Annotated in this window: 11 protein-coding genes; 6 read left to right on the forward strand and 5 right to left on the reverse strand. The window is 40.9% G+C overall.

Features of this window, described 5'->3' with window-relative positions:
• Positions 1 to 20: 20 nt before the first annotated feature.
• The 3 genes from W7W_RS0117955 to folP are packed head-to-tail and all read right to left on the reverse strand — an operon-like array spanning position 21 to position 3075.
• Positions 21 to 1376 (reverse strand): mechanosensitive ion channel family protein, encoded by a 1356-nt coding sequence (locus W7W_RS0117955; protein ID WP_010665043.1) that lies wholly within the window; start codon positions 1374 to 1376, stop codon positions 21 to 23.
• Between the two features lie 9 nt (positions 1377 to 1385).
• On the reverse strand, positions 1386 to 2165 hold the full coding sequence (gene cdaA, locus W7W_RS0117960; protein WP_010665044.1) for a diadenylate cyclase CdaA: 780 nt from the start codon (positions 2163 to 2165) through the stop codon (positions 1386 to 1388).
• A 40-nt stretch (positions 2166 to 2205) separates the two neighbouring features.
• The gene (folP, locus tag W7W_RS0117965) at positions 2206 to 3075 is read right to left on the reverse strand and encodes a dihydropteroate synthase (protein WP_010665045.1); all 870 of its coding nucleotides are present in this window, start codon (positions 3073 to 3075) and stop codon (positions 2206 to 2208) included.
• 284 nt (positions 3076 to 3359) lie between these two features.
• Here folP and W7W_RS0117970 point away from each other — a divergent pair, with 284 nt between their 5' ends.
• The 5 genes from W7W_RS0117970 (at position 3360) to W7W_RS0117990 (ending at position 11431) form a co-directional block, all read left to right on the forward strand.
• Positions 3360 to 3944: a DUF1599 domain-containing protein gene (locus W7W_RS0117970; protein WP_010665046.1), complete on the forward strand. Its 585-nt coding sequence runs from the start codon at positions 3360 to 3362 to the stop codon at positions 3942 to 3944.
• Positions 3945 to 3963: 19 nt separating this feature from the next.
• The gene (locus W7W_RS22475) at positions 3964 to 5202 is read left to right on the forward strand and encodes a BT_3928 family protein (protein WP_010665047.1); all 1239 of its coding nucleotides are present in this window, start codon (positions 3964 to 3966) and stop codon (positions 5200 to 5202) included.
• The gene (tpiA, locus tag W7W_RS0117980) at positions 5199 to 5954 is read left to right on the forward strand and encodes a triose-phosphate isomerase (protein WP_010665048.1); all 756 of its coding nucleotides are present in this window, start codon (positions 5199 to 5201) and stop codon (positions 5952 to 5954) included. The genes W7W_RS22475 and tpiA overlap by 4 nt, the downstream gene beginning before the upstream one ends.
• 107 nt (positions 5955 to 6061) lie before the next feature.
• Positions 6062 to 6907 carry a 50S ribosomal protein L11 methyltransferase gene (prmA, locus tag W7W_RS0117985; protein ID WP_025007043.1) on the forward strand — a complete coding sequence of 282 codons (846 nt, stop codon included), beginning with the start codon at positions 6062 to 6064 and terminating at the stop codon, positions 6905 to 6907.
• Between the two features lie 18 nt (positions 6908 to 6925).
• Positions 6926 to 11431, forward strand: coding sequence for a hypothetical protein (locus tag W7W_RS0117990; RefSeq protein WP_010665050.1), 4506 nt, complete (start codon positions 6926 to 6928; stop codon positions 11429 to 11431).
• Positions 11432 to 11439: 8 nt separating this feature from the next.
• Here W7W_RS0117990 and W7W_RS0117995 read toward each other — a convergent pair whose 3' ends face one another.
• Positions 11440 to 15111, reverse strand: a complete 3672-nt coding sequence (locus tag W7W_RS0117995) for a PAS domain-containing sensor histidine kinase (RefSeq protein WP_010665051.1) — start codon at positions 15109 to 15111, stop codon at positions 11440 to 11442.
• A gap of 114 nt (positions 15112 to 15225) precedes the next feature.
• Between W7W_RS0117995 and arfB the strand changes: the two genes are divergently transcribed.
• A complete protein-coding gene (arfB, locus tag W7W_RS0118000) occupies positions 15226 to 15636 on the forward strand; it encodes an alternative ribosome rescue aminoacyl-tRNA hydrolase ArfB (RefSeq protein ID WP_010665052.1) in 411 nt (136 codons plus the stop codon).
• Between the two features lie 91 nt (positions 15637 to 15727).
• On the opposite strand, the gene W7W_RS0118005 is transcribed toward arfB, so the two are convergent.
• Complete coding sequence (locus W7W_RS0118005) at positions 15728 to 16666, reverse strand: DMT family transporter (RefSeq protein ID WP_010665053.1); 939 nt, start codon at positions 16664 to 16666, stop codon at positions 15728 to 15730.
• Between the last annotated feature and the right edge of the window lie 209 nt (positions 16667 to 16875).

Below are 16875 nucleotides of genomic sequence, written 5' to 3' on the forward strand. Positions count from 1 at the left end.
CATGTTTTTAGTTAAAGAAATCACTCTCTGTCCCCCATCTTCTCCCAGCCGGTTTTCAGGTGCAAATCTCTTTGCGGAAAAGGGATAACCACTTCATGTTCACGAAACTTATCGTCTATAGTAAAACGAATTTTACTTTTCAGAATCTCCACATAGAACACCTCTTCCACCCAGAAAAACAACCGAAAATCCAACGAAGAGTTACCAAAATCCCTGAAGAGGACATGTGGTTTGGGCTCATTAATCACCTCATCCTGCTCTAAAGCACTTTCAATGAGCAGCTTTTCAACCAACCTCACATCCGATCCATAAGCCACTCCCACATCCACATGAAAGCGGGTTTTTCGTTCATTGTAACTCCAATTAATCACCTTGTCGCTCACAAAGTTATGATTGGGCACTATCATAATAATGTTATCCCGCGTAAGTATTTTAGAGGTTCTAAGTCCCACATCCATTACACGACCAATCAGCTCCGATTCAATTTCTACTACATCGCCAACTTTGATGAGTCCCTCAAACAACACTACCAACCCTGAAATGTAGTCATTAAACAAGCCCTGAATACCAAACCCGAGACCTACCAGAAGCGCAGCAGAACTGGCCACCAAAACCGTTATATTTATACCTATGGAGTCGAGTGTAAAAATAATTGCCACCACCCACAAAGCATACTTCAAAAGCTGGAATACGGTCTTCGACTGACCCATATTCAATCCTTTGGAAAGTACATGACGGGTATAAATAACTTCAATAAGCCGTATTCCCAGAGAAACACCATAAAGAATAAAGAGCGTATATACCAGGATCCCCGGAGTAATTGCCACTTCATTGATGGCAAAAAGCTGGTCATTGAATAAATCAAGCAAAAAGGAGCCGGCAAGTTGCAACCACAAATGTCCCAGCAAAATGAACAGCAACAACATTGCAAATCGGCGCAATTGCTTAGCAATATTTCTGTCGAACCGCCATTTCTCAGAAGCCTTTGCAATAAATCGTTTAATAAATTTATTAAAAACCACCAATAAATAAATACCAATCACAAAGGTGAACAAGAAAAATGGCGAAACAGGAATCTCACCTGCAATGGTTACCACCGGAGTACCAAAAAACTCACCGAGATTCAATCCCAACACACTGAGTGCCCACAAAACCAAACCGGTTGTTAGCACTCCCCGAATGACCCAGGCGAGAGTAATCATAAAGATTTTTTTCATCTCGGAAGCCCCGGAACTCATTTTTTCGGGTCTCGAAAAAACCCAGATAAGCACGAGTGCAATTACCATCAAAGCAAGCTGAAGGTACTGTTTATAGTCCAGGGACAACAACCACCCTTCACTATATCCCGGCATTTCTGTGATTAAAGAGTCAATCATAAAAGCATATTAATTGGTAAGTCCTGCTTCCTCCAGTCTTTTCTCCAGTTCTTCTATAGAAATATTGTATTCCCCCCGACCATTTTGGAAAAAGCTGATGCGTCCGCGTTCTTCTGAAACCACAATGGCTACAGCATCCGTGGATTCTGTAATACCCATTCCTGCTCTGTGTCGCAATCCGAAACGTTTGGGGAGCTCCATATTCTGGGACACCGGAAGGATACACCCGGCAGCTTTAATCTTATTTCTGTTGATGATTACCGCACCATCGTGCAAGGGACTGTTTTTAAAGAAAACAGATTCAATGAGTCGCCTTGAAATTACCGCATTCAATAACTCCCCGGTATGCACAAAATCCAGAAGCTCCGAATTTTTAGTAATAACAATCAAAGCCCCTGTTTTAGTTCTTGCACAATCTTCACACGCCTGAACCACCGGCTTGATATAGATATTCATCATTCCGGCCGATTTGCTCTCAAAAAAACGATCAAAAGAGAATTTATTGTGTAAATTATATTTACTCCCCAGTAAAAGCAGAAAACGTCTTATCTCTTGTTGAAACACAACAATAATGGCTAACACACCAACATTCACAAAATTATCGAGAATAGTGGAGGACAAATCCATATTTAATGACTTGATGACAAGCCAAAAAACGATAAAAGCAAAAATTCCAATAAAAATATTCAGTGCTACCGTTCCTTTAATCAGCTTATAAAGCCGATACATCAGGTAAGCTACCAAAAAAATATCCACCAAATCGATAAACCGTATTTCCAGGAAGGTCATATTTTATTTTTTGAATTCAAAAAATGAGAAGCAACAGTTTCTATTGTACTGTTTTTGATACTAAATTAACACATTCTACGGCTTCTTTCACATCATGCACCCTTAAAATTTTAGCGCCCCCTGTCAGTGCCAGGGTATTTAATACCGTAGTACCATTCAATGCTGTTTCCGGACCACCTCCAAGAAATTTGTAAATCATTGATTTTCGGGAAACCCCAACCAATAAGGGAAGTTCAAACATCTTAAATTGTTCAATATTATGCAGCAATTCGTAGTTATGATCAATGGTCTTTCCAAACCCAAAACCGGGATCCACGATGATGTCCGAAACTCCCCGACTTCGAAGTTCATCAATTTTACGGGCCAGAAACAACAGCACATCCCCGGTTACATTCTTGTAATGAGGATTCTTTTGCATGTTTTTAGGATCCCCCTGAATATGCATCAAAACATAAGGTACATTTAGCCTGGCAATGGTATCAAACATTGAATCATCAAGCAGTCCGGCAGATATGTCGTTGATTATATCCACTCCATAGTCACCCACCGCTTTTTCTGCAATCCGTCCCCGGAAAGTATCCAGTGAAATCAACAAATCAGGCCACTGTTTCCTGATGGCTGATAAAACCGGCAATAAGCGTTGCCACTCCTCCTCTTCCGAAACATTATCGGCCCCCGGACGTGAGGAATAAGCACCCACATCAACCATTTTGCCACCTTCCTCCAGAATCTGCTCCACCCTCTGAAGGACAGCCTCTGCAGAATTCTTTCTACTTTTTTCATAAAAACTGTCAGGAGTAATATTAATAATACCCATTACAGCAGGTTGTGTTAAATCAACCAGGCGTCCGTTGCAATTGATGGTAAATTCTGAAACCAGGTATTTATTTTCAACTTCGTATTGCTTCATGTCTTTGTTTCTTATTTCAAACCACAAATTAACTTAAAAAAATGAATCGTTTCAAAAGTTGAGATAAGTAAGTCCATTATTGACATTGCACAATTTCATTCCGCGAAATTTCGCTAATGTCAGATAAAATCTCGTTTTTACCGTTAGGGTTGCTTCAGCTCCCTACAATTGAACTCCAATTTCCCGGATTTACTTAAGGAATACAAGGTAAAGAATCATTATAAAAAGATTTATGTCATCATGTTCCACAGCTTTTTTGTAATTTTACGGCTCAAAATTGAATTATGGCTCAAAACACCAATCAACAATACGAACATGTCATCAAACTATGCCGCGATCTTTTTGAGAAAAAAATGAAAGATTACGGTACTGCCTGGCGCATTTTACGCCCCAGTTCCATGACCGATCAGATTTTCATAAAAGCCCAGCGTATCAGGAGTATCGAAACCAAAGGAGTTTCCAAAATAGAAGAAGACATCAGGTCTGAATTCATCGGAATTGTCAATTATGCCACTATGGGACTTATTCAGCTTGAACTGGGTCCCTGTGATCAGCCCACCATGGATCCCGATAAAACCATCGAGTTGTACAACAAGCACATCTATACGGCAAAAAGCCTGATGAGTGACAAGAACCACGATTACGATGAAGCCTGGCGTAGCATGCGTATCAGTTCTTTTACTGACCTTATTCTCATGAAGCTTCACCGCACCAAGCAAATTGAGGATAACAAGGGGAAAACGCTGGTATCTGAAGGAATTGATGCCAATTATATGGATATGATTAATTATGCAGTCTTTGGACTCATAAAATTAGAATTTCCTGAAGAAGCTACGGAAAACTCAGAAAATCTAAAGACGCTGAACTAACTAAAATCAATTATTTAATATGTGGAAGCTGTTGCGATTTTTTAGCCGTATTTTTGTTGGTAGCACATTTGTTTTCTCCGGATTTGTCAAAGCCGTTGACCCGGTTGGAGGAGCAGTAAAATTCCATGATTATTTTCAGGCTTTCTCCCTAGACTGGCTGATCCCACTTGCCATGCCGGCCGCTATTGCATTGGCTGTATTTGAGTTTCTGATCGGTACACTCCTTATTTTCAATGTATATCCAAAACCCGCCATTCGGGTATCTTTTGGTTTCATGGCATTCTTTACCATCCTTGCATTTGTGCTGGCCTTGTTCAATCCTGTTTCTGATTGCGGATGCTTTGGTGATGCCATTATTTTAACCAACTGGCAGACATTTTGGAAAAACATTGTAATTATGCTTTTCGCAACCCTCCTTTTTATTTCGACAAAACAAATAAAATCGCCATACACACCTACAATACAGCTGATTTTCTCCATAGTTGTTTTGTTTTATATTGCGGGGATTTCCATTTACAGTCTCCGCCATCTGCCAATAATCGATTTCCGACCCTACAGTATCGGCAGCAATCTTCCGGAAGGAATGTCTTATCCTGAAGACGCCCCGCAACCTGAATACAAAACCACTTTTATCCTCGAAAAAAACGGAGAGACCACTGAGTTTACCGAAGAAAACTACCCTTACGAGGACACCGCCTGGGTCTTTGTGGACAGCCGGACCGAACTGATTAGTCAGGGATATACTCCTCCCATCCATGACTTTATATTACAGCATCCCGAAAACGGCAATATCACGGATCAGTTAATGGGAAAAAAAGGCCCCCTGTTTCTGGCCATCTCACCTGTCATTACTGAAGTTAAAGATGACCAGGCAATGTATCTGGCTCAACTAAATGAGGCTGCTCAAGGCAGGGAGGTCCCTTTTTATGTGGTAACCTCCTCAACCCTTTCCACAACAGAGGATTTTAACAGTCAACACAAAACAAACTTAGAATTCCTCCAGGGAGACGAAACCACCCTGAAAACAATCATACGCTCAAATCCCGGACTCGTACTCATTTCCAATGGAACAGTGATTGGCAAATGGCACTACAATGATTTCCCGGATGCAGAAGAAATCAGACATCCCCTGAGTGCAGCACTTAAACAACAACAGCAAAACAGGACAAGAATGATTTTACTGGGGCATGCATTTTTTATAGCCCTTTTATCGATATTTATTTTAAAATCACGTAAAACCATAAACAAGAACCAATGAGACAAAACATTGTAGCCGGAAACTGGAAAATGAACAAAAACCTTCAGGAAGGTGTAGAACTGGCAAAAGAACTTCAGAGCATTTTGAGTGCCAATAAGCCCAATTGCCGTGTGGTAATTGGAACTCCTTTTATTCACCTGACTGAAGTATGTAAAGCTGTAGATCAGGATCTGATTGGTGTTTCTGCACAAAACTGTGCCGACCAGGAATCAGGTGCTTACACCGGTGAAGTATCTGCCGAAATGGTTAAATCAACAGGAGCACGGTACGTTATCCTTGGCCACAGCGAAAGAAGAGCTTACTACGGAGAAGACAATGCCATTCTGAAAACAAAAACAGACCTGGCGCTCAAAAACGAACTTACTCCCATTTTTTGTATCGGAGAAGTATTGGAAGAGCGGGAAGCTGATAAACATTTCGATATTGTAAAATCACAAATCGAAGAAGCACTTTTCCACCTCTCAGCCGATGATTTCAAAAAAATCGTTCTGGCTTACGAACCCGTTTGGGCGATAGGAACCGGTAAAACTGCCAGTCCTGATCAGGCACAGGAAATGCATGCATTTATTCGTAAGACTCTTGCTGACAAATATGGTAAAGAGGTTGCAGATGAAATTTCAATTCTTTACGGTGGAAGCTGCAAGCCCTCCAACGCCAAAGAATTATTCGCCAATCCGGATGTGGATGGTGGCCTTATTGGTGGTGCTTCTCTCAAAGCTGAAGACTTCCAGGGCATTATTGCTGCATTTTAATGACAATTATAAGTTAAAAGACCTGCCTCTCGGAAGTGCAGGTCTTTTTTTATGATTTTACATTGTTTAATATTACAAAATCCGGATCACAAAAAATGCAGACCTTCATGAAATACAAAAAGATCATCATTAAAATCACCCCTGCTGATGAAACAGCCCGAGAAATTGTTATCGCCCAACTATCCGAAATTGGTTACGACAGTTTTATGGAAATTGAAGAAGGTCTTGAAGCCTACATTCAGGAAGATATTTTTAGCCCACTCAATGGGGAGTTATTGCCTTTTTTGAATGCGGCGGACTATAAATTTGAAATCTCTGCCGAAGATCTGGAAGAAAAGAATTGGAATGAAGAGTGGGAAAAAAACTATTTCAAGCCCATTGTGATAAGCGACCAGTGCCTTGTGCGGTCGCCGTTTCATGAGAAACCGGACATTACCCCCCGTTACGAAATTCTGATTGAACCCAAAATGGCTTTTGGCACCGGATATCATGAAACCACCAGTCTAATGATTCAATACCTTCTTGAGACAGAGTCAACAGACACCGAAGTTTTGGACATGGGCTGTGGCACAGGAATACTTGGCATTTTGGCTGCCATGCGCGGAGCAAAAAGTATTCTGGGCATTGACATTGACAAATGGGCAGTTGAGAATGCCATTGAAAACATAAATATCAACAACATCTCAAATATGCAGGTGCAAATGGCCGATGCCTCCTTTCTGGATCAAAGCCGGAAGTTTGACATCATTCTGGCCAACATCAACCGAAATATCCTTTTGGAAGATATGCCTCGCTACGACCTTACCTCAAAATCAGGGGCTCAGATTTTCATGAGTGGTTTTTACCGGGAAGACCTCCCAAAAATTGACGCTGTAGCCTCCCAACTCAACTGGCAACAAATATCAGTAAAAGAACAGAACAATTGGATGGCTGTATCGTATAGGAAAAAATAAATTCAAAGTTGAGGCTCGATGATTGCACTTTTACCCGACAATAATAACTTTCTTTCTCATTTCAACAGAAAGTTTTTTTACATTTTCATTTTTCTGATTCTTTTTTCACCCTCCTATTCTCATTCACAGTATTTCAGTGAGTCGGGAGAAGCCGGGTACCTCGAAAAAATTGAAGAAATATTCAAAATATCATCAGAGAAAAAGCGAGCCAATGATTTTCTTGATGAATTTGAAGAATTCTGGCTTTCCCCGACAACTCCCGAACAAGCGAAAACAGTAATCCTGGAAATTTCGGATTTATTGTACGACAAAAAAGCAACCGCCTTTCCCGACTATCATCTGTTTCTCTCCACCATGCAGATATTTGTGGATCAGGATCAGATAAACGACAACTTTCATATTTGGCGTGAAGCGGCCAAAACCTATCTTAACCAACCCAGATACTACACAAGACATTTTAACGATCTGCTCAATATTACCCGGGGGATTATCAACCAGCAAAGAATTTATGGAGGTCCCGGGACCGACTGGTATTCCAGAAGCTCTGCATACAGTTTTCAACTGATTAAGGATACACTCACCTTAACTCTTCCCGAAACCCGATTGGTATGCCATTCACGCACCGACAGCATTGAAATCTATAATACTTCCGGGAAACTGAATCTCCTAACAGGCATCTGGAGTGGGAGTAGCGGGCGCATTACCTGGGAACGAAGTGGTTTCGAAGCCAATAAAGTTTATTCCACCTTCGGTCACTACCAAATAGATATGAGTGATTCCGATTTTACAGTAAAGGATGCTGTTTTTTACAACAAGCACTACTTCAACGGGCCCCTCAAAGGTGATTTAGAGCATAAAGTAACCCATATCCGAAACCCCTCCTCCAGCCTTTACCCAAAATTCGAATCTTACGACCAGCTTTTTAATATTAATAACATTCATCCAAACCTCAATTACAAAGGAGGGTTTTCGCAGCACGGAGCAAAATTTCTGGGCTCAGGGACCGACCGGAATCCCGCCACCATTTCCATTATCAGGAATGACACCTTGTTTATTTCTGCCAAATCAAAAATATTTTCCCTGAGAACTGATGAAATTCTGAGCCGTGAAACAGAAGTAACCATCCACCTGGATACCGGAGAAATTCACCATCCCGGCCTGGAGTTCAAGTATATGGCTCCCGACCGGAATTTGTACCTGATCAGGAGCGGAGAAGGAATCAGCCAAAGTCCTTTTTTTGATACCTACCACAATGTCAGCATCAACTCGGAAATTATTCAATGGAATCTTGACAAAGACTTCATGGAACTAAGAATGCTCAATGGTGCCGCCCAAAATCGTTCCTTTTTTGAATCGCTCAGCTTTTATCGTGAATCTTTCTTCAATTATCTTCAGGGAATGGATGCCATTCATCCATTGTTCGGTCTTCGGAACTGCTACTACAACAACGATCAGAAACCTTTCACTGCCAGAGATTATGCCCGGTTTCTCAATCTACCTGAAAGTCAGGTTCGTCAACAGGTCCTATCCCTTTCGTTTCACGGATTCATTGATTTCAACTTCAACACCGACTCGATAAAAATAAATGAAAGGCTCACCGACTACATAAAGTTCCGACTGGGTAAAAAAGATTACGATGTAATCAGATTCAGATCTGTTACTGACGAAGGTGTTCCCAATGCTATTTTCGACCTCAAAAACTATGACCTTGCCCTTAATGGCGTTCAGAACGTTTCCATAAGCGATCACCAAAACGTCGTCTTTTTACCTGAAGATGAAAAGATTACACTAAAGCACAATCGAAATTTCAGCTTCAATGGTCAAATATTGGCCGGTATGATTGAACTTTTCGGAAACGGGTTTCTCTTCACCTACGATGATTTCAGGATTGATATGCAAAACATTGATTCCATGCGGATGAGTGTGGGTACAGACCAGCTGGATCAGTACGGACGTCCATTACTAAGAACCATCGACAATACCGTTGCCCGGCTCTCAGGATATTTGCAGATAGATACCGCCAATAACAAATCCGGTATCAATGAATATCCGCACTATCCTATTTTGGTAAGCGACAGAGATTCTTATGTCTATTATGACCGCCCCGATATCCAGAATGCGGCTTACAATACAGAAGATTTTTACTTTGAACTGGATCCGTTTGAAATAGACAGTATCAACGAATTAAATCTCAAAAACATTGTATTTGACGGAAAGCTTGTCAGCAATATATTCCCTGAGTTGGAAGACCAACTCGTGGTTCGCAGAGATTATTCTTTGGGATTTGTAAAACAATCACCTCCAGAAGGATATCCAATATACAATGGTAAAGCACAATTTACCAATGAAATAGATCTGAGTAACCGCGGACTTAAAGGAAATGGGCGCCTCGATTACCTGACAAGTTCTGCCGAATCGGAGGACTTTACTTTTCTTCCTGATGAAACCAACGGAATAGCAAGCTCATTCAACATAGAGCCAAGTACTACCGGAGTTGAATACCCTGATGTACAAGCCGAAAACGTGAAACTCATTTTTAAGCCACAGGAAGACCAGCTTTTAACAGAAAGCACCCAATCAGAATTTCATATTTTCAAAAACGAAACCTCCCTTAAGGGTGGCCTCACGCTAACCCCCTCAGGACTTCAGGCAGGAGGAACTCTACATATGCCAACTGCCAATCTGATATCCGAAGAGATGGATCTTACCCATCATGCGTTAATGGCCGACAGTGCTGATTTCAACCTGATTGGAGGAGAAGAAATGGATGGAGTCTCCTTTAAAACCAATAACCTGATAGCCCAACTTGATTTTGAAGAGCGACAAGGCCGTTTCACATCCCGTGACATGGGCAACACGGTAGAATTTACCGAAAACCGCTATCTTGCCTACATCAGTGAGTTTTCCTGGGATATGGATCAGAACGACATTTACATGGGCGCCAGCGGATCAGAAGGAAACCGTTTTGTATCCACCCACAGAAGACAGGATTCACTGGAGTTTTTGGCCCCGCTGGCTGTTTACGATATTGAATCAAAAACCATCCAGGCCAATGAGGTTACCAACATAGAAGTTGCAGATGCAGACATAATACTCAACGACGGTTTCATCAATATCAGAAAAGATGCAGAAATGGATCCCCTCGATTCCACGATGATTATATTAAGCGGGTCAGTTCACAAATTCAAAAATGCTCACGTAAAAATTGAAGGTAAATTTGCTTACAGCGGGTATGGAGAATATGAATTCCTTAATGGCAGTGAAAAACAATACACCCTGGACTTTCATAACATCGAAGTTAATGATGAACAACGAACAACAGCCCAGGGTACCATTCAGGATAACGAATTGTTCACTTTTGACGATCATTTTGCTTATAAAGGGGATATTGAACTCTCCGCAGAGGACCCATTGCTCACCTTTGATGGAGGAACTCAGATGCTGCACCCATGCTCACAAAAGGGTCCGCAGGACTACATAAGGTTCAATGCCCCCATTGATCCGGACCAGGTGAGAATTCCTGTTGGGGAGCGTACGACCAATACCGAACTGGAACGATTGAGCCATGATGTAATGCTTCAGATCGACTCAACCCATGTTTACAGTGCATTTCTTGAAAAACACCGTAGAATAAACAATGCTTCCATAGCAGGTTCAAATGGGTTTCTGAGGTATAACAAGTATAAAAACAGTTTTGAGATTGCCAGCGAAGAAAAATTTGAACATCCCGATTCTGCAGGGCACATAATTCGTTTCCATGAAGATGATTGCTCGGTGAGTGCAGAAGGAAAGCTGGACTTCAGTCTGGATCTGGAACAGGTAAAACTTTTCTCATCAGGAAAAATTGAACATTTCCGGGAGACTGACAGCATAAGCATCAATGCCTTATTCGGCACTTATTTCATGCTCGATGATGCCAGCATCAACACAATGGCCAATGCCATACGAGGATCAAAAGCACCCATTGCAAAACACAAAAAGGAAACCACAGAAAAAAGATTGAGAGAGTGGATGCATGGAGGTGATGCCAATAAACTGGCGGACCTGATTCAGCCGACTACAGACATATCAGAGGTTTTGCCCCTTGAATTGCAACATACCCTGTGCTTTACAGATATAAATTTCACATGGGATACACCGTCACGGTCGTATGTTGCCAACGGCACAGCAAGTCTTGGCTGGATAAAGAATCAGTCCATTGCCAAAGAAGTCGAAGTAAAGGCTTTAATTTCAAGAAGCAGGGGAGGCAATTCTTTCGAAATTCATATCAAAGCCGATGAGAATACCTGGTTTTTCTACAGCTACAACAACGGGAAGATGCTGATTCTCTCTTCGCTGGATGAGTTTAATAAGGCCATACAGGCCCTTGACATCGACATGAGAAAAATGAAGACCGGAATGGGACAGCCTGACTATGTATTCCAACTGGGGTCTAAGAACCGGTTAAGAAGTTTTATGAATTATTTCAATCCAACTGAACCGGAAGGTGCAGAAGAGGAAGAAGCTCCGGAACTGCAACCTTAAACATACTATTATTCAGGCATTACAGGAAGTGTAAAACAGAACTCTGAACCAACCCCGGGGGTGGATTCCAACCAAATTTCACCCCCCAAAAGTTCTACATGCCCTTTGCAAATGGCAAGGCCAAGACCCGTACCGCCAAATTGTCCTTTAACTGAACTGTCGGCCTGAACAAAACGCTCAAAGATTTTTTTCTGCATCGTTTTAGAAATCCCCATACCTGTATCCTTTACGAAAAACCGGTAAAAAGCATTTTCTTGTTCCTCAAAACCAAATTCGATATTTCCTTCATCGGTAAATTTCAATGCATTGCCCAACAAATTAATAAAAACCTGCCGTAACTTCAGCTCATCAGTCATCACAACCGCCTTCTCATCAGCAACCCCTTTGCTTACAGATAACCGGATACCTTTGTCCTTAGCTTTGGGACGAAATACAGCATAAAGTTCAGATACAACTTCTCCTATATTTACTGGAGATACAGCAACCTTATCCTGTCTTGTCTCGATGGCAGAAATGGTAAGAATATCATTAACTAATTCAAGAAGTTGCCTGCTGCTGTTTACGATTATTTCGGTAAAATCCTTTCTGTCGGCATTGGTAATATAATCCATGCCAAGCATTTCGGAAAATCCAATAACCGCATTCAATGGGGTTCGGATTTCATGAGACATATTCTGAAGAAATGCAGTTTTAAGTTTCTCACTTTCCTCAGCACGTTCAATAGCCAGGCTCAAGTCCTGATTAATACGGGTGAGCTCTTCATTCATTGTCAGATACTCTTCATTCAGTGCAGCATACTCCTCATTTTGCCTTTCCAAAAGGGTACGGCTCTCCTGAAGGGCTTTTTCAGCCAATTTGCGTTCTGTAATATCCCTGCCTACCCCAATTATCTCAACAATGGCTCCCTCCTCGTTGAGAACGGCCGTATCATGCCACGATAACCATTTCCATCCGTCACTGGTCATGGCACGTTGCTCAAGTCTTACCCTGTGTGGGGGATCTTCAAGTTTCTTCATCTGCTCCAGGGTGGTTACCTGATCTTGTGGATGTACCAAAGGCATAAATTTGGTATTCAACAATTCCTCCTCCGATTTTCCAAACATTTTACAATAAGAAGGACTAACATAGGTCAGGTATCCTTCCCAATCCACCTTAACCACCAAATCACTTTGGTTTTCCACAAGTAAGCGATATTTCTCCTCACTCTCACTCAATGCATCTTCGGCTGTCACACGATCAGTAATATCTCTGCCTACCCCTAAAACAAAAGTTACCTCATTCTGCTCATTCAACAAAAGCGTGGTGACCATTTCCATGGGTAGCGAGCCCCCAATTTTACTCTTCACATGCACCTGTGACCGGATTACCCTCATGGCCTCATCTCCCTGTGCAAACCGGGCCAGCCGTAAAGGCATCAGTTGTTTCAATTCCTCATATGATTCAGGACTCAAAACATAGTCAAAATCTTTTCCTACCACATCAAGATATTCTTTACCGGTAAGTTTTTTGACCGAGGGACTTACATAAACAAATTCATTGGTCTGAGGGTTGTAAAGCCAGATAAGATCTTCAGCATTTTCAGAGATCAAGCGATAGCGTTCCTCGCTTTTCCGAACTCTTTCTTCTGCTTTTTTTCGAAGGGTTATATCAGAAAAAATGGTGGCAAACCCGTTATCGCCCCAGGGTGCTGCCGATATTTTAAGGTATTTATTATGCTCCTGCGAAAAAGTTTCAAATATGACTGCCTGCTGGTCTCGAACCACTTCACAGTACTTGTCAAAATACGATGGAAGCCCGCCAAAAAGCCCAATTTGGTTATTCCCAACGGTCTCTTCACTGGTAATTCCGATTAAGGATTCAAAGGCTTTATTTATTTCCAAAAATTTATAGTTAACCGCATTGCCTTCTTCGTCCCGAATCATTTCACTAAAAGCAACACCTTCCAGCATATTGAAAAATAAAGAACGAAAGCGTTCTTCACTTCTCTTCAGGTCTGAAGCCTGTTTCTCAACCTGTTTCTCAAGAATGAGTCTCCGGTTACTCATAATCACGACCAAGCCGGACAAAAACAAAGAGATTATCAGTCCAAATAAAAGATTGGTCTTGTATTCCAATCTTTGATACGCATCAAAAAAACCTTGTTCGGCAGAAATGGAAATGGCAAATGTTTTCCCAAAGAAGAACTCCAGCAGATGCAATTTGAAACCACTTTTCTGATTTTCGGGTAAAGAAAAAAAGTTAAATCGATAGTCATCCGAATGATCCCGATAATCAACCAATTTCACATCCGAACGAAAAAACTTATTTTGAACAAAGTTGCCTGTTGAAAAACTCTCTTCAAGTTTTCCCAAATCAAGAGATAAAAACACAAAACCGGAGGTATTTTCTACGTTGTCTGTTGTTCGCAGAAACATATCAATCCTTTCATCTCCATTACGGAAATAACTCATTGTAGATGAAATAAAACCCGTATAGAGCGTTTCCAGCACAGATCCAAACCGTAAAATATCCTCACTTACCTGGTAATGCCCTTTATTAAACAAGGAACTATCAGAAGACAATTCATATTCGACCGAAAAACCACGTCCGGATAGCTCTTTAACCCAACCCACAGACCGGACCATCGGATACTCAAGAAGATAACTCACATAGGAACCAAATTCCTTGCCAGAAACACTGTCGCTGGAGGCAAACAACTGAGCACTTCCATGCATGGTATGCCTTATCATATCAAGAGCTCCGGAGATAGACTCTGCCTCGGAAGAAACAACTTGTGAAAACACCCCGTATTGAAACAGTTTTTCGTCATTAACCGAAGAAATTACAGAGTAACCTGTTATAACCAAACTTGCACAAAATACCCAAATCCCTTCCCAATAATGGAGCTTTTCTTTTGGAAATATTGCTTTTCGTTTATTACGAAGATAAACAAGACTGAAACCGGCAAACACAATTATCAATAAACCCAACGAAGCAGCGATTGGCAAAATTTTCACCCGATGAACCTGATATTCCCATTCCTTTCTGTCCACATCCAGCCCCAAAACCATCATCACCTCGGAGCGGTCAACAGTGAGCATGGGAGCATAACAACTAATATAATCATCCCTCTCCTTATTTTGGGATTCACTTATTAAGGAAATCTTCTCAGCAAAAACCTTTGGAAGTTCATTCGGAGGATCAAGATATTCTGAACCACTTTCGCGATACATCGCATCATCAGGCATATAGCTGCCGGGACCAAAAAAGAAATGTGAATCTTTTTGCTTTATCGTATAAATACCATCAATTCCGGAATAGTATGAATAATTCTTTAACTGTTCGGAGATTCTTTGATAATAAGGAGACTCAACATCTCCAGGAGAAAATTTTAATTTATTGATATGCTCAGCATGAAAAGATCTTACCAAGTTAAGGGTATTGTTCTGAAGGTGCTGTTCAATTATATTTTCCCTGTCATTAACAGCTTCCCGGGTAACCCAAAATCCTCCTATCACAATTATTAACGAAGCAAATATGCCACCAAATCTGGCTCCCAAATAAGGTAAATTGGCTGTACTTAACGACCAGTTTCCACCTTCTAACCTAAAGGCCTTCCTCCGATTAAAAAACAAAAAAACCAGAACCAGAAGAACTCCTCCAAAAAAGAAAAATTCCAGATATTTTAAAACAAACAACATTCAGAAAACCATTTTAGTTTTCCTAAATTATACATTTTAATTGTAATTTAATATGGTAAATATTTATTTTTATTTTATTTTACTTTACAATATCAATAATATATTCGAAACAGTATGGATAAAGACCTCACATCCAGAGATTTTACAAAAGAATTAACCTTCTCTGCCAAACGAAGCAGTGGAGCAGGAGGGCAAAATGTAAATAAAGTAAATTCGAAAGTTGAGTTACGATTTTCTGTTCAGGATTCAACCATTCTGACCAACAGGGAAAAAGAATTGCTCAGATCCCGTTTGGCAGCAAAATTAACGCATAAAGGTGAACTCATCATTGAGGCAGAAACTGAACGTTCCCAACTCAGGAATAAGGAACAAGCTGTAAAAAGATTTTACAATATGCTGGAATGGGGATTGAGGCCCGTGAAAAAAAGAGTTCCTACGAAACCTTCAAAAGCATCTAAGAAAAGACGTCTGGATGCTAAAAAGAAACATTCAGAAAAAAAAAGCCGCAGAAAAAATGATTTTTAATACTGGGAAATACCGGATGCAAACGGTTTCATTTTAATAAATCATGGTTCATATTTTAACCTGACGCAATAAATAAATTCATACAATTGAATTAAGAAGTCAAAGTTTTATGCTTGTTCCTTCTCTTTCTTTTTGAAAATACGCCTATAGCCAAAACGGCACCTACTAAAACCATAACGGCCCCAACATAAGAAAGAAGACCCACTGAAGGAACATCAAACCATCCCACATCAGCCCATAATAACACCTCCAGCAAAACAAAAGTAATAACAGGATTGGAGGTAATTATAATACTAATTTTATTAGCCTCAGTATATTTTAAAGCAAGCGATAACGCGCCATAGGCAGCGAGAGTGTTCCCTCCCATAAAAAGCAATATCCCTGCAACCCAAATTGAATTAACCGAGGCCAAAGAGGAAAAATCGGCCAAAGGAATGAACAGAAGTGCAGGAACACCATATAAAACAAGGTTTATCTGAGCAGACGGAATGGTTTTCACAAGGATTTTATTCAGAACAGCATAGCCGGTCCAGGCCCACGCTCCAAATAAAATCCATAAAACCCCTTGATTTAAAAGATCTGTATCACCCAGCATTCTCTGGAATTGCTGATAATAAAAAAAAACAAATCCAACAATAGCCAACAAAAAACCGACTGCCCTTAACCAGGATAGTTTTTCATTAAAAAATAAAAATCCAATAACAGCAAGAGTTAAAGGTCCAACCTGGATCATTACCTGAGTAACTGCAGGACCTGTAAAATGAACGCCCTGCATAAAACCAATATAGTTTACCCCAAGTAGAAAACCGGCCAGCAACAACTTAAGAGGAGGTCGCTTCAAAATTCTTAAGTAACCGGGCTTCCTTATCAAAAACCAACCCGCGAGCACACTAAAGGCCATGGTAAATCGCCACCAAACAACAGTATAGGGATCAAAAAAATTGAGAGAAATCTTTAAAACAATAGCCAGCGCGCCCCATAAAGAGGCTGTAGTTATAGCATATAACAATCCTTTTGATGAATCGGTCATGGTCAGAAATTAGAAGATTTAATAATGAGATTACTAAGATAAGGTTTTTCCGGAAAAAGGGCCTCCCACAGCCCCTCCCAGGGAGAGGGATGGGCCTCCCCTAACGAGGGTTGAGGGTTGAGGATTGAGAGTTTGCATGTGGTCCGTCCGGCTTTGCTTCTTTCAAAAAATGGTGCGAATTGGAATTCGCACCTCCTTATAACAAAAAA

Source organism: Marinilabilia salmonicolor JCM 21150 (genome assembly GCF_000259075.1).
In the GTDB taxonomy this organism is placed as follows: Bacteria; Bacteroidota; Bacteroidia; order Bacteroidales; family Marinilabiliaceae; genus Marinilabilia; species Marinilabilia salmonicolor.